Here is a 20708-nt window from a genome sequence, read left to right on the forward strand (position 1 = left end):
ATTGCGGGGAGCAACAACCAGAAGGCGAGTCGCCTCTCGCTGTCGCGCCGCTTCCCGCGTGGCGCCGATGCGGTCGATACTGCCATGAGGTCTCAGTCCTCCAACTCTGCGTTCGCAGCCTCGACGGCGTCATCGAGGGCTTCCTGCGGTGTCTTCTTACCGAGAAGCGCGTTTTGCAGCTCGACCTGAATGATCTGCGAGACGGTCGAGTAGTTCGGTACCGCGGGGCGCAGGATGGAGTCGGCGTAGGCCTCTTCCGACACTGCGAAGACTTCAGGATTGACGTCGATGACTTCCGGCTTCTCGTAGCTGGCCTTCCAGCTCGGCTGCGATGAGTTGACGTATTCCTCCTGCGTCTCCTCGCTCGTCATGTAGTCGATGAACTCCCACGCAGCATCCTGGTTCTTCGAAGTGGCCGTGACTGAGTACGCCATGGCGCCGTTGACGCCGGGCCGAGCACCGCTCGGGCCTTGCGGCGTCGCCAGGACGCCCGCAGCGTCGGCGATCGTGGAGATCTCCGGATCCTGGAGATCTCGCATGGTCGAGTCCCAGTTCAGACCGAACGCGGTCTCGCCCTGGGCGAGCGCCTTCGACACGTCGTCCTCGAGGAACGTGGTGGAGGCGGGGTTCGTGAGTCCGTCGTCGATGGTCTGCTTCATCCACTCGAGGGCGGCGACTCCCTGCGCATTGTTGATGATCAGTTCACCATCGTCATTCGTGAACTCTCCGTCGAACGCTCCGAGCAGCTGTGCGTAATCGCAGATGAGGGCCTCGGCCTGCGCCCAGCTCCATGCGATCGGATACTCGCTGATTCCCGCCTCTTTGATCTTCTCGGCCGTCGCGAGTACGCCGTCCCAGGTCTCCAGGTCCTCCGGCGTGGCGCCCACTTCGGCGATCATCTCCTCGTTGTAGAAGAAGAGCTTCGTCGACGGGCCGTTCGGCACGCCGTAGAACTTGTCCTGGTACGCGGCCGTCGGAATCACCCCCGACAGAAGTTCGTCCTCGGCCGCGCCGGGGAACTTATCCCCGAGGTCCGCGATGATCCCCTTCGACGCGAACTCCGCGGGCCAGATCACATCGATCAAGACGACGTCGTATGTCCCGGCGGGGGCCGAGGTGACGATCTTGTCGTGCAGGGCTTCGTACGACACGAAGGTGGGGTTGACGGTGATATCGCCCCCGTTCTGCTCTTCGAAATCGGTGATGATCTGCTTGTAGTCATCTTCGGAATACCCGGCCTGCTTCATGAAGAGCGCGTTGATCTCGCCGGTTCCGTCGCCCGCGTCGCCACCGCCGCCGCCACCGGTGACGCTGCAGCCGCTCAACGTGAGACCTGCGGCTGCGACACCAGCGATGAGGCTCCGTTGCACTCGCTTGAGGTTCTTGCCTTTCATGAATTTCTCCTTTGATTCTCGATGTAGGTCAGATGAGGGTTCGAGCCAGAGCTATGGCTCCGGCCACGGGTTCGTCGTGCAGCACCACGAAGGGCAGGTCGATCCCCTGGTCTGTCAGGGCTCGTCCGAGCTCGCTCTGCAGGAGCGGCTGCGCGGTGACGACGCCGCCCGCGGCGACGATGGCGTCTGCTCGAGCGTGACGCCCGAGCACATCTCCGACGCTCGTCGCCAGCTCGTCGGCCGCAGTTCCGATGACCCGGCGCGCGAGACGTGAGCCGTCGGATGCGGCGGCGAAGATCACGGGAGCGGCCTCCGCCCAGCGGTGCATCGTCGCGCTGTGCGTGAAGACGAGAGAGAGATCGTCGACGGTGGAAGCCGCGAAGTGCTCCATGAGCCGGCGCGCGAGGAGGCCGGGGCGTTTGCCGGTATCGTGCTCGCGCTGCACGGCGCGCATCGACTCGCGAGCGATGCCCGGGGCGCTCCCCGGGTCTCCGATCATCCATCCATAGCCGCCCGCAGTCAGGTGCTCCCCGTTCGGCGTGCGACCGACCACGATGGAGCCGGTACCGGCGATGATGCCGACGGCATCGGTGTAGCCGGCCGCCGGTCCTACGAGCAGGGCGTCGTTGAGCACCAGGAGCGGTCCGAGATGATGTAATTCCAGTGCCGCTCTGAAGGCCTGTATCTGCGCTTCGGAATCGCAGCCGTGCGCGCCCACGGTCAGTGCGGCGTGCTGATCGGCCCCCAATGCGCGCGCGTGGGAGAGCAGAATCCCGGCCCCCTCCGGATCACGGAGCCCGGCAGGTCCGAGCCAGCCCGCCGTCGGGAGTCTCGTGTCGGCAACCTCCGTCGACGCGGAGTCCGCGACGCGCACCCGTGTGTGGGTGCCGCCGATGTCGATGCCGATGAGCTTCATTGCTGCCTAAAGTTACTTATCTGTCAGAGTGAAAAGAAGATGGCCCGAATCTACCGTCGCGCCGCGAACGCGTCAAGTTGCAGAGATTCGCGGCCGTCGCGCTCGCTCGACGCCCGGGTCGGCGAGCGCGCCTGGCCGTAAACTGACGGCCATGTACGACGACCTTGCAACGCCGCCTGCCGGTATCCAGGAGTGGCCGGCGAGTACCAGCGTGATCGCGGCGTCCAATCAAGGGGCGCTCGTCGAAGCGTTGCGCCAGCGCGGAGCGCTCTCGAAGATGCAACTGAGTGAGCTCACCGGACTCAGCGCGGCGACCGTGAATCGTGTACTGAAGGGCCTGATCGAGCACGGTTTCGTCGCGCAAGCGGGTACCGAGGAATCCACCGGCGGTCGGCCTGCTGTGCTTTTCGACGTCGTACCGACCGCCTTGGTCTCGGGGGCGGTGCAGGTCCGGCGCGAGGGGATCACAGGCGCCCTCGTCGGGTTCAACGGCGAGATCATCGAGCGTTTCGAGCAAGAGTTCGATGCCCCGGGGCCGGACGGGGGGCCTCGTGCGCTCCACCGCATGATCGCTCGGCTCGCTGAACGCTGCACCGCCCTCGACATCCCTCTCCATGTGGTCGGCGTCTCGGTTGGGGGCATCGCGAGTCCGAATGGAACGGTCACAGGCCTGAACCCGCGATACTGGCCGGAGGCGACGCTCACCGAGTTGGTCGGCGAGCACGAAGTTCGCGTCGTCGTGGAGAACGATGCGAATGCGCTGGCGCTCGGAGAGCTGTACCGGGGGGTGGGGCGATTCAGCCGCCAGTTCGTCGCCTTGGTGCTCGACCGGGGCCTCGGATCCGGAATCGTCGCCAACGGGGAGCTGGTTCGCGGCGCTCGATTCGCGGCCGGAGAGGTCGGCTACCTGCTCATCGATTCGGACTCCCTGACGACACCGCCGCAGGGGCGCGGCGAACTCGAGAGCAAGATCGATCCTGTCGCGGTGACCGGCGCAGCGCACGACGTGGGCATCGATGCCGCGCATCCGTTGACCGCAGCCGAGATCGTCGCGAGGGAATCCGCAGGGGATCAGCGGGCGGCGCCGGTGGCCTCGATGGTGCTCGATATGCTTGCTCGCGGTGTCGCCGCCCTCGTCAGCATTCTCGACCCAGACGTCGTTGTCCTGGGGGAGGGCTTGGATGAACGCGCGGATCTCGTGATTCCCGGCCTTCGGAAACGGCTGGAAGGGAGAATTCAATTCGTTCCCGAAATTCGAACGGCGTCGCTCGGGGCAGATGCTGTTCTGCTCGGCGTGGCGGAGACGGCCCTGCGTGCGGTCCCCGGTCCCGTGAGGATCTCCCGTTCCGTGTGAACCCTGCGGCACGGGGCGCTGGCCACGCGCCGCCCTGATCGTCAAGAGCAGTGGAGAAATCTCCCCAGATGCAGAGAACGGCCTGCCAAGCCCAATGCCGTTAGGCTGATCCGTTCCTCCTCTCTCTCCGACGCCGCCGAGTACGCCTCTGCGGCGACCCCCCCCGGCTGATGCCAGGTTGATCTTTCTCGCGGGCTCGCGCCAGCTGGATGACGACGGGACGACGCGCACAATGTTCCGAGGACGCCTTTCGGAGTGACCGTCCTCGGATACGACGACCAGCTCGTGGAAATCGAGGCAGTGGCGGCCGTCTGCGACTGACCGATCTCAGGCGATCAGCGCTGCTCGAGCGCGAGCTTCGCGCCGAAGCCGACGAGCACGGTGCCGGCGACGCGGTCGATGATGCGCAGCGATCGTGCCCGGGCGAGCCACCGCCGCGCGTACTTCTCGCCGAGAACGATGACGGCCAGCCACACGAGACTCATCGCGGCGTGCACGCCCGCGAGCAGCAGCCCCATTCCCAGCGTCGATGCGCCGGCGGGGATGAACTGGGGGATGGTCGCGATGTAGAAGACGCCGATCTTCGGGTTGAGCAGGTTCGTCCACGCCCCGGTGAGGTAGGCGCGCCGCACGGAGTGCGTTCCACCGCTCGCGGCGACGGGGCCGGCGGCGACGGTGCCCGCGGAGATGGGGTCCGCGGCAGGCGCTCCCCGGAAGCTCTGCACGATCATGCGGATGCCGAGAACAGCCATGTAGGCCGCGCCGCCGATGGCGACGATCTGGTACGCGACGCGAGATGCGTCGAGCAGTGCGGCGGCGCCGAGCGCGGCGGCCGCGCCCCAGACGAGCGCCCCCGAGGCGAAGCCGAACGCCGTCGCCGCGGCCTGTCGTCGCCCGCGCACAAGTGCCGAGCGCAGCACGAGCGTCGTGTCGAGGCCGGGAATGACGGTGAGCACCGCCGCAACGGCCGCGAATCCGAGAAGCGCCTGGGTCGTGTTCACCCGCCCAGAGTACGACCCGGCGCGCGCACCCTCCAAACGGGCCACCACAGGGCGGCGCACGAGGTCAACCCCCGCGCGCGCCGGGAGGGGATCGCGGAACCTGGAGGAACGCACCCGCCCGCCCCGCATCCGGCGGGCGGATCGGCACCCACTTCGAGGCGAGGAGCATGGACATGAACACTGAGCACACCCCCGATCACAGCCCCGACCGCGCCCGCGATCGCACCCCGGAAGGCGGCCCCGACCACGCAGCCGACGCGGCCGCTGTCGCCGCCGAGCGCGGCCCCACGCGGCGCGAAGTGGTGCTCGACCGGGAGAAGGAGGAGTACGGCGGAATCAAGTGGGGCTCTGCGTTCTTCGGCTGGCTGACGGCGATGGGCACGGCCGTGCTGCTCACCGCGATCCTGAGCGCGATCGGCGCCGGCGTCGGCCTGGGCGCGGCGGAGGGCGACGTGCAGAGCGCCGCCGACGACCTCGCCTCGAACGCCGACACGGTGGGCATCGTCGGCGCCATCGTGCTCGCCGTGATCCTCTTCGTCGCGTACTTCTGCGGCGGGTACGTCGCCGGTCGCATGGCGCGCTTCTCGGGGGCGAAGCAGGGCGTCGCCGTCTGGGTGTGGGCCATCGTGATCGCCATCGTCGTGGCCATCATCACGGCCATCGCCGGCTCCCAGTTCAACGTGCTCGGGAATCTGAACGGGTTCCCCCGGATTCCGATCGACGAGGGGACGCTCACCGCGACGGGCATCGTCACCGCCGTCGTCGTCGCGCTCGTCAGCCTGGGCGGAGCGATTCTCGGCGGCCTGTCGGGCATGCGCTTCCACCGCCGCGTCGACCGCACCGGCCTGGGGCGCTGAGCTCCGCGCCCCTCCAGCAGCTCACGAGAACGAAAGGCACGACCATGATCGACCCCACCTCCATCAACAGCCTGTTCGACGCGAAGGTCTTCGACGTCTCAGGCGAAAAGATCGGCACCGTCAAGCAGGTGTTCGTCGGCCCGGATCGCGGTGAGCCGCTGTTCGTGAGCGTGGCGACCGGCCTGTTCGGCACGTCGGAGTCGTTCGTGCCGCTGCGCGGCGCAACCTTCGACGGCGAGGCGGTACGCGTGGCGTACGACCGGTCCGCCGTGAAGGATGCGCCGCGCATCGACGCGGACGGCGTGCTCTCGGACGAGGAGCACGAGCGCCTGTGGCAGTACTACGACGGCGACGACGACCGCGAGCGGGATGGCAACGCCGAGCACGCCGCCGACGCGGGGGTGGTGACGGGGCGGGTGCGCCTGCGCAAGCACGGCGTCGCGGAGGATCGCGGACGCACGGCGGAGGATCGCGGCGCCGCGCCTGAGCGCGGTGGAGCGGGCGCCGTCCGCTGAATGGTCGGGCGCGCCTACTCGTTCCGCTCCGACTGACGGGTGTCGCGCGCCCCGCACACCTCTTCGGGCAGCTCGTCGATGGGCACGAGCACGATGTCCTCCACCTTCCAGTCCAGCTCGATGCAGCCGTCGCGGGCCTCCATCAGCTGCCGCACGGTCGGCGATTCGCCGAGGCGGGGCACGACGAACGACTCGACGTGGAAGACGTGCCCCTGATCCCGCACGCGCGATCCCGCCTCCTCCACCCAGGGCAGGTCGCGGAGGTAGTCGTCGATCTGCTGCGACACCGGGTGCGGCTCGCCGTCGTCGAACGTGGTCGCCCGCGTGTCCATCAGGTCGGTGATGGCGGCGCGGAGGTTCTTCATGCCGTCCCAGACGATGCTGGCGGCGATGAACAGCGCGGCGGCGGCGTCGGCCCACCAGAGCCCGATGCCGATGCCGGCGACGCCGACGATCGACCCGACCGCCGTCATCCAGTCGGCCTTGTTCATGTCGGCGTCGGCGTACAGCACCTTGTCGTGCAGCTCCCGCGCCAGCCGCATCTTCACGCGGCCGAAGTAGATGGGCAGCGGAATGGTCAGCGCCATCACGATCATCATGAGCCAGCCGAGCCACACGGGGTGGCCGAGGAGCACGATCGTGCCGATGGGCGGGTGCTCGGCGGTGATGAGCCCGGAGATCGAGTCGACGATGAGGAAGGCGCCCATGGCGAAGAGCGCGACTCCGGCGACGAGGTGCGCCACGCCGACGCTGCGGTGGAAGCCGTACGGGTACTTCTCGGTGGGGCGCTTGTTCACGATGCGCACCGCGACGAGGAACGCGATGGGCGGAGCGAGCGACAGGAGATCCTCGATCCAGGCGGCCTTCATGGCCTGGGAGCTGCCCATGACGAGGAAGACCAGGGTGATGGCGATGGCGAGGAAGATCAGGGTGTACCACTCGAAGCGGATCGCGCGCCGCAGCGCCGAGGCCTGAGCGGGGGGCAGCTCGGTGCGCCCGAAGTGCGTGGTCATGCCGAGGCCCCCTCCGCGAGCAGGAATCGTTCGAGTGCGACGAGGAACGCGTTCTCGCCCATGCGCACGATCATCACGTGCTTCTTGCGCGCGACGTCGCGCTCCTCCGCGGCGTACGGCACGGTGACGGCCCCGAAGTCGGCCCAGGGGGTCGTATCGGTGAATCCGCCGATGACCATGTCGAGCTCGCCGCGCTCGAGGGCCTCCATGAGGTGCTCCTCCCCGTCCTCCGTCCACTCGGGCTCGGCGCCGAGGCGCTCCGCGAACTCCCTGACGAGGTCGGGCTCGGTTCCCGCGGGTTCGCCGTGCCCCGTCGTCTCGACCCAGGGCGGGCTCTCGGACACGCCGACGCGCAGGGTGCCGCCGGTGACGCGCTCGAGGGTGCCCTCGGGATCGGCGGGGATCGACGAGGAGCACCCCGTGAGCAGCGCCAGGCAGGTGATCGCGAGCAGACTTCGGAATCTACGCATACCCTGACCATAGGGAGAAAGCGATCGCGTGCTCAACTCCCGGCCGACGCCTTGACTTCGCGGCGCGATGCGGGCAGATGCCGATCGTTGCGGGGAGGGCTTCCGGCTCCGGCCGCAGACCTCGTACGATGAGCAGATGAGCGAAAGTCGTCAGCGCACCGCAGCCGTCATCTACAACCCCATCAAGGTCGATGTCGACGTGCTGCGGAAGGAGATCACCCGAGCCGCCGTGGAGGCGGAGTGGGCGGAGCCGCTGTGGCTGGAGACCACCGCTGAAGACGCCGGGCAGGGGATGACGGAGGAGGCGAAGCGCGCCGGCGTCGATCTCGTGATCGCGGCCGGGGGCGACGGCACGGTGCGCGCCGTCGCCGAGGGGCTGCGCGGCTCCGAGATCCCTCTGGCACTCCTCCCCTCGGGCACCGGCAACCTGCTGGCCCGCAATCTCGACCTCACCCTGAACGACATGCCCGGATCGGTCACCTCGGCGTTCACCGGGACGAACCGGCCGATCGACCTCGGCGTCATCGACCTCGAGCGCGAGGGCGGAGCCCGCGAGCGGCACGTCTTCGTGGTGATGGCGGGCATGGGCATCGACGCGAAGATGATCAAGAACACCGATGACGACCTGAAGAAGCGCGCCGGGTGGCTCGCGTACCTCGGCGCCATCGTGAAATCGCTCCGAGACCCGAACGAGTTGCACTTCCGCTACAGCCTCGACGACGGGCGCACGAAGCGGGCGACGGCGCACACGGTGATCATCGGCAACTGCGGGTCTCTGCCCGCCAACATCCTGCTGCTGCCCGAAGCGGTCATCGACGACGGCCAGTTCGACATCTTGCTCATCAGGCCGGGCAACGTCTTCGGCTGGCTGCGCGTCTGGGCGAAGATCGCGTGGGTCAACGGCATCATGCGCCGCACCAAGTCGGGCCGGGCCCTGGTCGGCGAGCAGAAGGACGACGGCGACCTCAAGTACCGCACCGGCAAGCGCTTCGTCGCACGGCTCACGCGCCCCGAGGAGATCGAACTCGACGGCGACGGCTTCGGCAAGGCGGTCGCGTTCAACGCCTGGATCGAGCCGGGAGCGCTCACGGTGCGCGTTCCGGCAGACGACCGGTAGGCGCAGCCGTGCGCGCGGGGAGGCGCCCGCGTCCGCGGGTGCGCTCCGGTGCGGGATCGCGCGTGCGCCGTCTCGCCGTCGGCGACCTGACGTTCTCGGTGTTCGGCGGGAACGAGCCGGGCGCGGCACCGCGCGCCCCGAGCGCCCCGACTGCGGAGCCGCCGCGGGTGCGCTACGTGCTCCTCCACGGCATCGGGCTCTCGCACCGCTACTTCGCGCAGCTGCACGACGACCTCGCTCGCGCCGCCGAGGTGCGGTCGATCGACCTGCCGGGGTTCGGGTCGGCCCCGAAACCGCGCGCGGCGCCCGACTTACCGACGATGGCCGCCGCGCTGGGGGCCGTGCTCGATGCGCTGGGCGGGCCGCCGAACGTGCTGATCGGCCACTCGATGGGGGCGCAGTGGGCTGCGGAGCTCGCGCGCCAGCGGCCCGACCTCGTCGCCGCGGTGGTGCTGATCGGGCCGGTGGTCGACCGGGCGCACCGTTCGCTCCGCGCGCAGCTCGTCGCGCTGCTGGTCGACGCGTGCGCGGAACCGCCTCGCGTGAATGCGCTCGCGTGCGCCGCGTACCTCCGGTGCGGCCCGCGCACCTTCCTCCGTCAGGCGGTGCGGATGCGCCGCTACCGCATCGAGACCGCGGTGGCGCAGCTGGGCGTGCCGGTGCTGGTGATGCGCGGCGCGCGGGACCGCGTGGCCGGGCCGCGCTGGTCGCACGAGCTCGGCCGTTCGGCGCCGCGCGGGGCTCTCGTCACCGTGCCCGGCCGGGCCCATGCGGTGCACGCCTCCGCCCCGCGAGAGGTCGCGGACGCGGTGCGCGCGTTCGCGGCCGAGAACGGGCTGACGGGTGCGGGATCCGCCGCCGACCCGCGCGGCGCCGCAGGGGAGGTGGCGCGTCGGCCGAGAGAGACCGTACAGTCTGCGTATGACCGATGTGAACGGCGACGGCCGCTCCGAGACGACGAACGAGCGTGCGGATCGCAACTGGAATGAGATCCTGCAGGAGCTGCGCGTCGCGCAGACCGGCACGCAGATCCTCGGCGGGTTCCTGCTGGCCCTGGCGTTCCAGCCGCGGTTCCAGGATCTCGACGGGTTCCAGCTGACGCTCTACCTCGTGCTCGTGGGTCTCGCCGGGGTCGCCGCAGTGCTCGGCCTCGCCCCCGTCACGCTGCACCGCACATTCTTCGGCAAGGGGCGCAAGCCCGAGATCGTGCGTCTCGGCGGGCGCATGCTGTCGACCGATCTCGTCGTGCTCGCCCTCCTCGCGGCGGGCGTGACGGGGCTCGTGTTCGACGTGGCGATGGGGCGCACCGCCGGTTTCGTCACGCTGACGATCGGCACGGTCGTTGTGATCGGCCTGTGGGGCGTGCTGCCGCGCCTCGTCTTCCGGCGCGGCAGCGGCCCCGACCCGAGGGGCCCGGGCGACGACGAGTGATCAGTCGGGGGTGTCGACCGAGATGTGATCGAGGTCGTCGCGCTCGGCGCCCTCGTCGCGGCTGTTGACGTCGGCCTGCTGCTGCGTCTCGAACGCGTCGGCGCCCTCGTCGTCGTCGAGCTCGTCCGATCCGGGGTTCGCGGTCTCCCCGTCGAGCTGCGCGTCGCTGTCGGGCTTGCCGTTGGTGCTGTCGAGCGGGCCGGGATCGCCGGCGCGCGGCGGATCGGCCGCGTCGGGGCCCGTCTGGCCCACGCGATCGGCGGCCTCGGGCACCGACTTCTCGACGGAGTCGGGCGATTCTGCGGTCGGGTGTGCGGCGTCTTTCGATGTCATGATGGTCGACCTCCTTCCCGTGCGACGGTACGCGAGGTCGCCCGCGGGCGGAGCGGGGTTGTCGTCGCGGTGCGGGGCTGGTACGCGCTCAGCCGTGGCGGTCTTCTCGCGGAATCAGCGGGATGGCGATGAGCGGTGCGAGCGCGATGAGTCCGAACACGAGCGGGTACCCGAGGAGCGCGATGGCCGCGCCGATGCCGGGCCCCACGGCGGAGGCCGCGATGAACTGCCCGGTGTTCTGCACCCCGAGCGCACGGCCCGCCCACGCGCTGCCCGCGGCCTCCGCGACTGAGGTGTACGCGAGGCCGTTGTCGGCGACGCTCACGACGGTGGCGAGCACCAGCACGACGCCCCCGACGGCGAACCCGGCCGGGATCGCGCCGTGCGCGAGGGCGATGAGCGCGAGCAGCACCATGACGATCACGCCGGCGACGGCCACCCGACGCAGCACCCGCACGCGGTCGCCGACGCGGTCGCTCAGCGCGCCGACGACGATGCGGCCGAGCGCGCCGACGAACTGGGAGGCGCCCATGAGCAGTCCGGCAGCCGCGGGGGTCCACCCGAGCCCCGCGATCAGCCACACCATGCCGAAGGTGGCGAGGGCGAACTGCGGCACCACGAGCAGCACCGACACGGCATGGATGCGGGCGAGGAACGCGCTCGTGCGGTAGGGGTTCGGCGGTGCCGCCGGGCGCGCGGCCGAGCCCGCTGCGGCGGTGTCGGTGGCGGCAGTGCCCGTGCCGGCGGGCGCGGGGGCGGCGCGGGAGATCTGCGGGCGCGGAGGGTTGCGGATGCCGATGGCGCACGCGGCGGTGAGCACGGCGAGCAGCGCGCTGATGGCGACGAACACTCCGCTCGTCTGCGCCGCCGAGGCGAGGGGCGGCACGGTCACCGCGGCGGCGGCCACGCCGAGCGGCTGCGACATCTGACGCACGCCCATCGCGAGGCCGCGGCGGTGGCGCGGGAACCAGCCCACGACGACCCGGCCGCTCGCGGCGTTCGTGCTCGCGGAGGCGGCTCCGCCGAAGAAGAGGGCGATGCCCAGGGGCACGAGGGCGTCGGTCGCAGCAGCGGTGATGGCGGCGGCCGCGGCGGCAGCGGTCGTGAGGGCGAGCCCGCCCGCGATCACCCAGCGTTCGCCGAAGCGATCGGCGGCGGCGCCCCAGAGCACGAGGGTGAGCACCATGCCGAGCGTGGGCGCCGCGGTGAGCGCCCCGACGGCCGCGAGCGGCAGGCCCAGCTGCAGGTGGAGCAGCGGGATCAGATACACGGGGGCGCTGACGAGCAGGGTGCCCGCGGCCTGCGCGAGCAGGCCGAGCGCGAGCACGACCCACGCGCGCACGGGCACGGCGGCGGGCGGGGCGGCGACGGTCTGCGTCATGATCCCCTCCCGATCCGGAGCGCCCGGCGCTCGGCCGTCGGGAGGAGAACGCCGCCTCGCCGCTTCGGCGTCATCCACCATATCGCGCCGGGTGGGCGCGACTATGCGGCGGTATCACAGCCCGGTCTCCCGCGCGGGCAATCTCCTATCGGCGCCGGGCGAGGACCGCGAACGCTGCCGCCTGCGCGTCGAACGGCGCCCCCGCGACATCTCCGAAGAACGCTGGGTCCTCGAAGCCCGCGGACTGCAACTCGCTTGCTACCGAGTGGGGGTGAGGCAGTGCGTCCAGTTCCAGAACACCCTCGTCTCAATCGCCGTGGTGATCGTGTAGCGGTCGAGGATCAAACGTTCCTCCGGGTACGCGAACGTCTCATGCCGACCCGTGTACGGCGAGGCTGACCAGAACCCTCCCATGAGGTTCGGCTCCTCAACGCATGTCTCGACGACGCCGTCGAATCGAGGCGCTGCGCTCACGTCGAAGAGCAGCCGGCCACCAGGCTCCCGCCGACCGGATTACAGCGCGTCGATCAAGTCCCGCATCAACTCCGAGGTGTTCTTGTGCCGGTCCTTGGCGATCCTTTTGAGCTTGGCGATTCGGTGCTCGTCGAGTCGCACGCTGTAGGGCCGCGCAGGGGCACTCTCTCCGACCGACCGGGGCCTGCCGGTGGGCCTCCCCGCTGTCGGGGGGCCGAAGTCCGCATCGGGAAATCCGGCCTCCGCGTCCATCGCCCAGCGCTCGATATCGGCTTCCGTGAACGTGGTGCCGTTCGACGCTGTATACACCGTGTCGGTGTTCTGAAGATGCTTTGCCATCTTGATCGCCTCCTAGAGATTGAGTTCGCGCCGGACCTTGGTGGTGAGCGGCATGGCGTGGAATATCAGCCAGGAGTCTGCGCCGGTCGCCACTCCCACATACTCCAGCAGGCGACCATTGCTGTCATACCCGGCGCCAATCCACTGAGTGGGGTCCGTGTCCAACCGCGGCATGTGACGGATCGACGCTGCAAACGCTGTCATCACGTCCTCTTCGCGAATGTGAGGTCGTTTCGTCGAGATCCGCGGGTGAACGATAATCGCCATGCACACCGCCTTTCGTAGTACACAAGTGTATTACGAAACGGCGAGGGCTGCAACGGATGTCCCCGCTCCGGCGAGAACTTCGGCGCGACTATGCGGCGGCGGTCTCCTGAGCGTCCTGGTCGGGGGCCGGGGCGGCTCCACTCGTCGCCCACCGCAGGTACGCCGCGTACGGGTCGTCGTCGGGCAGCGTGCTCGCAGCGGGCGCGGAGCGGCGTCGACCGAGGCCGAAGAGCGCGGCGAGACCGGCGAGCCGCAGCGGATGCGGCTGCGGCGCCTCCGGCTCGGCCGATACCGGGATCACCGGGTGCGAGCGGGCCGCTCGCGAGAGGGACACCGCGGAGGCGGCGGCGACGGGATCGGACGAGGGTGACGCGGGTCGAGCGCGGCGCGGCGCGGTCACGGTGAGCTCCTTGTGCGAGGGTGGAAGGGGGATGGAAACAGCCGGGGGCCGGGTCGAGACGCGGGAGGCCGGGGCGGGGTGCGGGTCAGATCGGGAGCGGATCCCGCACCGTCGACGTCGGGCCGATGGAGCGGTGCGTCCGCTCGATGGCCTCCTCGACCAGCGCTCGCGCGCTTCGGCGGGAGCGCAGCGCGCGGCGCTGCCGCTCGGCGCCGGTGCCGTTCGCGAAGACGTCCTCGATCATCGCCGTCACGCGGCCGAGGTCTCCCGAGGCGGCGAGCGCGGGGGCGATGTGGGCGAGCAGGGCGTCGACGGCCACGTCGGGATCGGAGGGCTGACCGAGAATCGGGTTCAGCAGCGGCCCCGTGACCCCGTGACGGCTCGCCGACCACATCGCGAGACGCAGCACGGGCGTCGGGAGCGGATCGGGCGAGAAGCCGGCGCGCCACTCGTGCGCGGCCGTGTCGACGAGGGCGCGGATGATTCCGGCGATCGCCACGGAGTGCGCTGCGTCGAGGCAGACGTCTGCGACGCGCACCTCGATGGTCGGGTAGCGGGCGCTCAATCGCGCGTCGAAGTAGATCATGCCGTCGTCGACGAGCACGTCGGTCGCGAGGAGCTCGTCGACGGCGCGGTGGTAGTTCGCGGGCGAGCCGAACGTGTCGTACGGGCCCGCCGTCGGCCAGCGGCTCCACACCTGGTAGCGCTGGCTGGCGTATCCGCTGTCGGCGCCGTTCCACATGGGCGAGTTCGCGCTGAGGGCGAGCACGAGCGGCAGCCAGGGGCGGATGCGGTCGAGTACGGCGACGCCCTCGCTGTCGTCGCTCACGCCGACGTGCACGTGCAGGCCGCAGGTCAGCTGCTCGCGCATCAGGTTCTGGAACCGGTCCTCCATATCGGTGTACCGGCCGGCGACGGTGAGGTGCGTCGTTCCCGCCGTGGCGCTCGTGGCCATGGCGGCGGCGCGCAGCCCGAGCTGCTGGGCGGCGACGTCGGCGAGCTTGCGGCCGGCGGCGACGCTCTGCACGAGGTCGTCGAGCGTGGTGTGCGGAATCGAGATGACTTCGAGCTGCTCGCGCTTGCTCTCGCGCTCCAGATGCGTGATCTGCGCTGCTTCGGGTACGAGGGCGGCGACGTCGGCGGACGCGGCGGCGGCGAGCACGAGTTCCACTGCCGGAGCGGGGCGGCCCGTGCGCGGATCGACGAGCAGCAGCTCCTCCTCGACCCCTACGGTGCGAAGGGCTTCGCGATCGCGGTCGTCCTCGGATGAGATACGCATGCCATTCTCCTTCTGAACTGCCGCGGCAGGGGAACCCCGCAGAGCGGCTCCTGCATGCATCAGCGTAAGAGGGGGCGCCGCGAAGCGATAAGCCCTTGACGAAACGGTCGGCGTAGTGCACGCGGGCGCAGGCGGGGCAGGTGCGGCGGTGCGGGCCCGATCCGCCCCCGCGTCGAGCGGGCTACGCGGTGCGCAGCCACCACCCGATCAGGATCATGGTGACGGCGGCTCCCGAAGCGTAGTTCAGCCAGATGAAGCGCCGCCAGGCGCGGTTCGTGCGCCCCGAGTCTGCATCCGAGACGCGGGCGTACGGCGCGCAGTTCACGAGGTAGGGGATGGCGACGGCGGCGGCGAGCGACCCGGGGAAGGGGGTGAAGAGCATGAGCGCGCCGGCGAGCGCCCAGAGTGCGAGCGCGAGGCGCACGGTCGATGCGGCGCCGAGCACGGTGGCGATGGAGCCGATGCGGGCCTCACGATCCGGAATCACATCCTGCACCGCTCCGAAGGCGTGGGCCGCCATGCCCCAGCAGAAGAAGGCGATCAGGATCAGCCAGAGCTCGGGCGTGAACTGCGCGCCCGCCGCGGTGAGGCCGACGATCGCGGGGCTCACGAAGTGGGTGCTCGACGTCGCGGAGTCGAGGAACGGGCGCTCCTTGAATCGCAGCACGGGCGCCGAGTAGGCGACGACCGCGAAGGTGCTCACGGCGAGGGCGAGCCACGAGCCCGGCCCGCCCGCGATGGCGAGCACGACGAGGAAGGGCGCGTTCGTGAGCACCGCGAGCCAGAGCATCGGGCGGTGGTACTTCGGGGCGAGCAGCGCGCCCTCGATGCCGCCCTTGCGCGGGTTGTTGATGTCGGAGGCGTAGTCGAAGACGTCGTTGATGCCGTACATGGCGAGGTTGTACGGGATCAGGTAGTACAGCGCGCCCACGACGAGCAGCCAGTCGACCTCGCGCGTGGTCAGCAGCATCGCCGCCGCGAACGGGTACGCGGTGTTGATCCAGCTCACCGGCCGCGAGGCGACGAACGCCTCGCGCAGCAGATGGGCGTTCCAGCCGGAGTGCTCACGCGCGCGCATCTGGGGCGTCCTCTCGGAGGTTCGGGGCGTCGGCCGAAGGTCGCCGCGCTGTCAGGCGGGTCCACAGCGCCGGGGCGAGGAGTGCCGCAGCGACGGGGTAGCTGAAGTCTTCCACAGGCATGAGGCCGACGGTCGGCCCGAGGGTGTGCCCGTGCCCGTACGAGAACAGGTCGGCGGCGATCATGAGGGAGTCGAAGACGGCGGTGAGGATCGCGAGCACGACGATGGCGATGCCGGTCGCGGCCCATTGGCGCCGGGCGAGGTGCGGGTCGCGCCACGGGGTGAGGGCGAGTGCGCCGATGAGCGCCGCCGAGAGGAAGGGGATGCTGATGAGGAGGTAGGTCATCGCCCCTCCGCCGCCGCGCCGCGCCGCGCCGCGCGCCGTTCGAGGAGGCGCGTCGCGCCGGTGAAGATCACCATCGTGCACAGCACGAGGAAGGCGAGGAAGACCGGCTCCTCGATGGGCAGCTCGTGCGCGATGAGGATGCCGGTCATGCCCGCGCTCGCACCCATCTCGAAGACGCCGGTCATGATCCCGACGAGGTCCCAGGCGAGGAGGAAGAGCACGCCCGCGACGGTCACGACCGCGGCCGCCCTCCAGTCGCGCCAGAAGAAGAGCCGGAACCGGGCGTCGAGCAGCAGCATGCACGCGCTGGCGCCCAGCAGGCACGCGAGGTAGACGACCCCCATCTCACCCTCGTTCCGGCGTCGGCGTCGGCAGCGGGCCGGGGGAGTGATCGCCGCGGATGCGCTTCAGCACCAGCTCGGCGCTGATGAGGCACATCGGGATGCCGACCCCGGGCGCGGTGGTCGCGCCGGCGTAGTAGAGGTTGTCGACGCGCTTCGACCGGTTCTGCGCGCGGAACAGCGCGCTCTGCCGCAGCACGTGCGCCGGCCCCAGCATCCCGCCGCTCCACGAGTGGTAGTCGTCGGCGAAATCGCGGGGGCCGATCGTCTCGCGCACCACGATCCGCTCGCGCAGGTCGGGAATGCCGGCCCAGTCGCTGATCTGGTCGATCGCCGCGTCGGCGACGCGTTCGACCTCGGCATCGCCGCCGCCGTCCGCTCCGCCGCGTCCGATGCCCGGGTCGGCCGGCACGGGCACGAGCACGAAGAGGTTCTCGTGGTCGCTCGGCGCGACGCCCGGGTCGGTCTCGCTCGGCTTGCAGACGTACGACGAAGCGGGGTCGGGAACGCGCCGGGGCTCGTCGAAGATGTCGGAGAAGTTGCGATCCCAGTCGCGCGTGAAGAAGAGCGAGTGGTGGGGCAGCTCGGGCAGCGCGCCGCGCACGCCGAGGAGCACGAGCACCGCGCCGGGGCCGCTGATCTGCTTCGACCACCAGTTCTCGGGGTAGCTGCGGGCCGCTTCGGGCAGCAGTCGCGTCTCCGTGTGGTGCAGGTCGGCGGTCGACACGACGACGTCGGCGGGCAGTCGATGGTGCTCGCCGTCGGCGCTCCGCCAGCGCACGGCGCGCGCCGTCGACGTGAAGCCGGCCCCGCGGTCGGCGGCGGGCCGATCGGGTCGCCGCGATCCGGCGCCCACCTCGATCTCGGTGACGTCGGCGTCGAGCACGACGCGCGCGCCCGCCTGCTCGGCGAGGGCGGCGAGACGGTCGACGAGGGCGGCGAACCCGCCCATGGGGTATCGCACGCCGTCGTCGAGGTCGAGCGCGCTCATCAGGTGGTACATGGCCGGCGCGTCCTTCGGGTTCGTGCCGAGGAAGACCGCGGGGTAGCCGAGCACCTGGCGCAGCACGGGGTGGCGGAAGCGCTGCGCGACGAAGGATCGCAGGGAGGTGCCGAGCAGCCGTGCCAGTCGGGGCAGTGCGCGCAGCACGGGGCCGACGGCGAGCGCGCGCAGGCGCGTGAACGGGTTGTACAGGAAGTAGCGCTCCGCCATCTCCGTCGTCTCGGCGGCCGAGTCGAGATAGGCGTCGAAGGCGGGCCCGCTCTGCGGTTCCAGGCGCTCGAACACGGCCCGCGCAGCGGCCCGGCCGGCGGGAATGGTGACGGGCTCGGGCGGGGCCTGGCCGGGGGCGGGTTCGCTGAAGACGCGGTAGCCCGGATCGAGCAGTCGCAGATCGAGCTGCTCCTCCGTCGAGGTGCCGAGCAGCTCGAAGAAGTGGTCGAAGACGCCGGGCATGAGGTACCACGACGGGCCGGTGTCGAAGCGGAAGCCGTCGCGGGCGAGCGAGCCGGCGCGGCCGCCGACGCGGCCTCCCCGTTCGAGCACCGTCACGTCGTGCCCCTCCCGGGCGAGGAGCGCCGCGGTCGCGAGGCCGGCGATGCCGGCGCCGACGATGACGGTGCGCCCGGTGGCACGGGCCTGCGGGCTGTGGCGTGCGTCGTTCATCGGTGCCCCGTTCTCGGTGTGCCGCTCATCGTGCTTCTGCCGCGGTGCGGGCGATGGATCGCGCGATGATCCCGGCCTTCCGCCAGTCGGGCACGCGCACCCTGCGAGCGTACAAGTCGTCGACCGTCGTGCGCGAGATGCGGCGAGTCAGCTCGGCGAAGAGGTTCAGCGCGCAGCGCACGGCCGAGCGCGCGTCTTTCGGCAGCAGGGGGAGCACGGCGCGCGCGTCGGCGAGCTCCGCCTCGATGCGCCGCACCCAGTCGATGCGATCGGCGTCGGTGAGTCGCTGCTGCGTGCCGAGATAGCTGCGGCCGAGACGGTCGGTGTCGTCGGCGAGGTCGCGCAGGAAGTTGACGTTCTGGAACGCCGCGCCGAGGCTGCGGGCGCCCCGTTCGAGGCGGTGCTGCTCGAGGGCGTCGAGCGAGCGGTGCCGGGTGAAGATGCGCAGGCACATCAGCCCCACCACCTCGGCCGACCCGTAGACGTAGGCCCCGTGCTGCTCGGCGTCGAACCCGCGCAGCCCGGCGGCGTCGGCGCCCTCGCTCGCATCGCGCGGCGGCAGGTCGGCGCGCATCGACGCGAAGAAAGGTGCGATCAGCGTCGCGTCGATGCGGGCGGCGCGCGCGGTCTGGGCGAAGGCGTGCACGATGAGGTCGCTCGAGTAGCCGGAGCGGATGGCTCGCGCCACCTCGGCCTCGAGGCGTTCGAGTGCGTCCGCCTGCTCGGCGGGCGTGAGCCCCGCGCCCTCGGTCACGCCGTCGACGAGCTCGTCGGCGACGCGCACCAGGGCGTAGACGTTGCGCACGTGCCCCCGGTGGCGCCTGCCGAGCAGCCGGGTGGCGGCCCCGAACGAGGTCGAGTAGCTGCGGATCACGACCGCCGAGGCGCGCATGGCCGACCGGGAGTAGCGGTCGAGGGGGGAGCGGGCCCTCACGAGCGGCGCCCGTCGAGGCGGCCGGCGAGTGCGACGAGCGTGTCGCGCGCGGCGTCGGGCAGCCCGGAGGCGGGGTCGGCGAGCGTCTCGTGGAGGGCGCGCATCTGATCGTCGATGAGTCCGTGCACGAACGCCTCCGCGCCGCAGTCGCGCAGCAGGCCGCGCATCCGCTCGCCCGCGTCGCCGGTGAGCGTGCCGGTGCCGAACGCGGGCTCGATCTCGGGCCACGCGCTCGTCATCCGCGCCGCCGAGATCACGGCGGTCTCCTTGCCCTCCCGCAGATCCGAGAACGCGTCCTTGCCGTGGGCCGCGGGATCGCCGAAGGTCGAGAGCAGGTCGTCCTGCAGCTGGAACGCGAGACCGAGGTGGGCCCCCGCGGTCGCGAGCGCGCTCTCGGCCGCGGGGGAGGCGGAGCCCGCCAGGATGGCGGCGGCCCGGAGGGGCAGCTCGAACGTGTAGGTCGCGGTCTTGAGGCGGCACATCTCGAGCACGGTGGCGGTGTCGGCCACCACGGCGCCGTCCTCCAGCCCGATGTCGAGCTGCTCGCCGACCACCGACTCGGTGATCGCGTGCGCGAGCAGGTCGAGGAGGCGCGTGCGCGACTCGGGGTCGACGTCGACGCGGGCGAAGATCTGATGCACCTCGGCGAGCAGCAGATCGCCCATGAGGATGCCGCAGCTGCGCGCCCAGTGGAGGCGCTGCGGCGACGGCGCGGCGTCGGTCTGCTCGTCGGTCGCGAGCAGACCGACGAGGTTCAGCGAGCCGCGGCGGGTCAGATCCCCGTCGAACACATCGTCGTGCAGCAGGAACGAGGCGTGCAGCAGCTCGATGGCGGCGGCGATCTCGACAGCGGCCTCGGGCACGGCGTCGTCGCTGAGCGCGGTGAGCATGTCGAGCATCAGCCGGGGTCGGATGCGCTTGCCGCCGGCGACGCGCTCGCCGCAGATCTTCCAGAGCTGCGCGAAGACCGGGTGGTACGCCTCCGCGGCGCGCGTGCGACGGTCGAAGGCCTCCGAGATCGCGAGCGACACGCGCTCCGCCGCATCCGGCGGCGCGTGGGTGCCGGGCGCCGTGCGCTTCTCGCGTAGCTCGTCCACGTCATCCCCGCTCGTGTAGAAATCTTGATTACTCACCTGGAAAGTGATCAACTTCAGGATAATATTCTGCTGTGACGAAAAACAAGCGGGGTGCGGAGACCGACGTGTCGGCGGCAGCCGACCCCTCGGCGCTGTATCGCCTCGACCACTCGGACCCGAGATCCGAGCTCGTCGACCGCTCCGGGCACGACGACGCCGACCTGAGGCAGATCGCCCGCCTCATGGAGGCGCTGAGAACGCTGCGCGCGGCCGAGGAGCGCCTGTCGGAGGCGTCGCTCAAGTACATGCGGCTGAGCAGCGTCGACATGCGCGCCCTGCACTTCCTCATCGTCGCCGGCAACACCGACGTACTGCCCACCCCCGGCGCCATCGCCGCGCACCTCGGCATCTCGAGCGCGTCGACCACGAAGCTGCTCGACCGGCTCGAACGCGGCGGCCACATCTCGCGCGAACGGCACCCCGACGACCGGCGGGCCCTCGTGATCCGCATCACCCCCGAGACGCGCGACGCCGCCATGCGCACCGTCGGCCAGCAGCAGGCGAACCGCTTCAACGCCGCCGCCCGCCTCGCGCCGCAGGAGCGCGAGATCGTCGAGCGCTTCCTGCGCGACATGACCGCCGAGATCGACGTCAGCGGGCTCGCGTGGGCGCAGGCGGGCGAGGCCTCCGCGCACGACGACGCGGAGGGCGCCGCATCCCGGTGAT

General features: G+C 70.7%; 25 protein-coding genes. 7 read left to right on the plus strand and 18 right to left on the minus strand.

Translation table 11 applies throughout. The annotated features are described in order from the left end of the window. Positions 1 to 92: 92 nt before the first annotated feature. Positions 93 to 1394, minus strand: coding sequence for an extracellular solute-binding protein (locus BLT44_RS04635; protein WP_010155252.1), 1302 nt, complete (start codon positions 1392 to 1394; stop codon positions 93 to 95). A 28-nt stretch (positions 1395 to 1422) separates the two neighbouring features. After that, the gene (locus BLT44_RS04640; protein ID WP_010155251.1) at positions 1423 to 2310 is read right to left on the minus strand and encodes an N-acetylglucosamine kinase; all 888 of its coding nucleotides are present in this window, start codon (positions 2308 to 2310) and stop codon (positions 1423 to 1425) included. 151 nt (positions 2311 to 2461) lie between these two features. Here BLT44_RS04640 and BLT44_RS04645 point away from each other — a divergent pair, with 151 nt between their 5' ends. After that, positions 2462 to 3664, plus strand: coding sequence for an ROK family transcriptional regulator (locus BLT44_RS04645; RefSeq protein ID WP_074689968.1), 1203 nt, complete (start codon positions 2462 to 2464; stop codon positions 3662 to 3664). Positions 3665 to 3999: 335 nt separating this feature from the next. Here the strand turns inward: BLT44_RS04645 and BLT44_RS04655 are convergent, their stop codons facing one another. Beyond that, positions 4000 to 4665: a LysE family translocator gene (locus BLT44_RS04655; protein WP_010155249.1), complete on the minus strand. Its 666-nt coding sequence runs from the start codon at positions 4663 to 4665 to the stop codon at positions 4000 to 4002. Between the two features lie 173 nt (positions 4666 to 4838). On the opposite strand from BLT44_RS04655, the gene BLT44_RS04660 reads away from it, so the two are divergent. Beyond that, positions 4839 to 5522: a hypothetical protein gene (locus BLT44_RS04660; protein WP_143025987.1), complete on the plus strand. Its 684-nt coding sequence runs from the start codon at positions 4839 to 4841 to the stop codon at positions 5520 to 5522. 44 nt (positions 5523 to 5566) lie between these two features. After that, positions 5567 to 6037 carry a PRC-barrel domain-containing protein gene (locus BLT44_RS04665; protein ID WP_010155247.1) on the plus strand — a complete coding sequence of 157 codons (471 nt, stop codon included), beginning with the start codon at positions 5567 to 5569 and terminating at the stop codon, positions 6035 to 6037. A 14-nt stretch (positions 6038 to 6051) separates the two neighbouring features. Here BLT44_RS04665 and BLT44_RS04670 read toward each other — a convergent pair whose 3' ends face one another. After that, positions 6052 to 7050 (minus strand): cation diffusion facilitator family transporter, encoded by a 999-nt coding sequence (locus tag BLT44_RS04670; RefSeq protein ID WP_010155245.1) that lies wholly within the window; start codon positions 7048 to 7050, stop codon positions 6052 to 6054. Next, on the minus strand, positions 7047 to 7520 hold the full coding sequence (locus tag BLT44_RS04675; RefSeq protein WP_010155244.1) for a transporter substrate-binding domain-containing protein: 474 nt from the start codon (positions 7518 to 7520) through the stop codon (positions 7047 to 7049). The genes BLT44_RS04670 and BLT44_RS04675 overlap by 4 nt, the downstream gene beginning before the upstream one ends. Before the next feature lie 136 nt (positions 7521 to 7656). Here BLT44_RS04675 and BLT44_RS04680 point away from each other — a divergent pair, with 136 nt between their 5' ends. The 3 genes from BLT44_RS04680 (at position 7657) to BLT44_RS04690 (ending at position 10068) form a co-directional block, all read left to right on the plus strand. Beyond that, positions 7657 to 8637 (plus strand): diacylglycerol/lipid kinase family protein, encoded by a 981-nt coding sequence (locus tag BLT44_RS04680; RefSeq protein ID WP_010155243.1) that lies wholly within the window; start codon positions 7657 to 7659, stop codon positions 8635 to 8637. A gap of 62 nt (positions 8638 to 8699) precedes the next feature. Continuing rightward, entirely contained in the window at positions 8700 to 9626 is a 927-nt protein-coding gene (locus BLT44_RS04685) for an alpha/beta fold hydrolase (RefSeq protein WP_176783266.1), read from the plus strand. Beyond that, a complete protein-coding gene (locus tag BLT44_RS04690) occupies positions 9559 to 10068 on the plus strand; it encodes a DUF6328 family protein (protein WP_010155241.1) in 510 nt (169 codons plus the stop codon). Before BLT44_RS04685 ends, BLT44_RS04690 begins: the two co-directional genes overlap by 68 nt. Here BLT44_RS04690 and BLT44_RS04695 read toward each other — a convergent pair whose 3' ends face one another. The 13 genes from BLT44_RS04695 to BLT44_RS04750 form a co-directional block, all read right to left on the minus strand. Then, positions 10069 to 10401, minus strand: a complete 333-nt coding sequence (locus BLT44_RS04695; RefSeq protein WP_010155240.1) for a hypothetical protein — start codon at positions 10399 to 10401, stop codon at positions 10069 to 10071. A gap of 88 nt (positions 10402 to 10489) precedes the next feature. Beyond that, the gene (locus BLT44_RS04700) at positions 10490 to 11782 is read right to left on the minus strand and encodes an MFS transporter (protein WP_074689972.1); all 1293 of its coding nucleotides are present in this window, start codon (positions 11780 to 11782) and stop codon (positions 10490 to 10492) included. Positions 11783 to 12040: 258 nt separating this feature from the next. Next, the gene (locus tag BLT44_RS15190; RefSeq protein WP_143025989.1) at positions 12041 to 12256 is read right to left on the minus strand and encodes a hypothetical protein; all 216 of its coding nucleotides are present in this window, start codon (positions 12254 to 12256) and stop codon (positions 12041 to 12043) included. Positions 12257 to 12295: 39 nt separating this feature from the next. Beyond that, positions 12296 to 12595, minus strand: a complete 300-nt coding sequence (locus tag BLT44_RS04705; RefSeq protein ID WP_010155233.1) for a ribbon-helix-helix domain-containing protein — start codon at positions 12593 to 12595, stop codon at positions 12296 to 12298. Positions 12596 to 12607: 12 nt separating this feature from the next. Continuing rightward, positions 12608 to 12862, minus strand: a complete 255-nt coding sequence (locus BLT44_RS04710; protein WP_010155232.1) for a hypothetical protein — start codon at positions 12860 to 12862, stop codon at positions 12608 to 12610. Positions 12863 to 12950: 88 nt separating this feature from the next. After that, positions 12951 to 13262, minus strand: a complete 312-nt coding sequence (locus tag BLT44_RS04715) for a hypothetical protein (RefSeq protein WP_010155231.1) — start codon at positions 13260 to 13262, stop codon at positions 12951 to 12953. An 85-nt stretch (positions 13263 to 13347) separates the two neighbouring features. Continuing rightward, a complete protein-coding gene (locus BLT44_RS04720; protein ID WP_010155230.1) occupies positions 13348 to 14541 on the minus strand; it encodes a carboxylate-amine ligase in 1194 nt (397 codons plus the stop codon). Positions 14542 to 14722: 181 nt separating this feature from the next. Further along, a complete protein-coding gene (locus tag BLT44_RS04725) occupies positions 14723 to 15619 on the minus strand; it encodes a prenyltransferase (RefSeq protein WP_010155229.1) in 897 nt (298 codons plus the stop codon). Next, positions 15606 to 15965, minus strand: coding sequence for a lycopene cyclase domain-containing protein (locus BLT44_RS04730; protein ID WP_010155228.1), 360 nt, complete (start codon positions 15963 to 15965; stop codon positions 15606 to 15608). The genes BLT44_RS04725 and BLT44_RS04730 overlap by 14 nt, the downstream gene beginning before the upstream one ends. Continuing rightward, positions 15962 to 16309 (minus strand): lycopene cyclase domain-containing protein, encoded by a 348-nt coding sequence (locus BLT44_RS04735; RefSeq protein ID WP_010155226.1) that lies wholly within the window; start codon positions 16307 to 16309, stop codon positions 15962 to 15964. Before BLT44_RS04735 ends, BLT44_RS04730 begins: the two co-directional genes overlap by 4 nt. Before the next feature lies 1 nt (position 16310). Further along, positions 16311 to 17972 (minus strand): phytoene desaturase family protein, encoded by a 1662-nt coding sequence (gene crtI, locus BLT44_RS04740; RefSeq protein WP_010155225.1) that lies wholly within the window; start codon positions 17970 to 17972, stop codon positions 16311 to 16313. A gap of 25 nt (positions 17973 to 17997) precedes the next feature. Next, positions 17998 to 18864, minus strand: a complete 867-nt coding sequence (locus BLT44_RS04745; protein WP_010155224.1) for a phytoene/squalene synthase family protein — start codon at positions 18862 to 18864, stop codon at positions 17998 to 18000. 38 nt (positions 18865 to 18902) lie between these two features. Continuing rightward, the gene (locus BLT44_RS04750) at positions 18903 to 20039 is read right to left on the minus strand and encodes a polyprenyl synthetase family protein (protein ID WP_231291491.1); all 1137 of its coding nucleotides are present in this window, start codon (positions 20037 to 20039) and stop codon (positions 18903 to 18905) included. Positions 20040 to 20074: 35 nt separating this feature from the next. On the opposite strand from BLT44_RS04750, the gene BLT44_RS04755 reads away from it, so the two are divergent. Continuing rightward, complete coding sequence (locus BLT44_RS04755; protein ID WP_010155222.1) at positions 20075 to 20707, plus strand: MarR family winged helix-turn-helix transcriptional regulator; 633 nt, start codon at positions 20075 to 20077, stop codon at positions 20705 to 20707. The last annotated feature ends 1 nt before the right edge of the window (position 20708 follow it).

Origin of the sequence: Leucobacter chromiiresistens (assembly GCF_900102345.1) — a bacterium.
Lineage (GTDB): Bacteria > Actinomycetota > Actinomycetes > Actinomycetales > Microbacteriaceae > Leucobacter > Leucobacter chromiiresistens.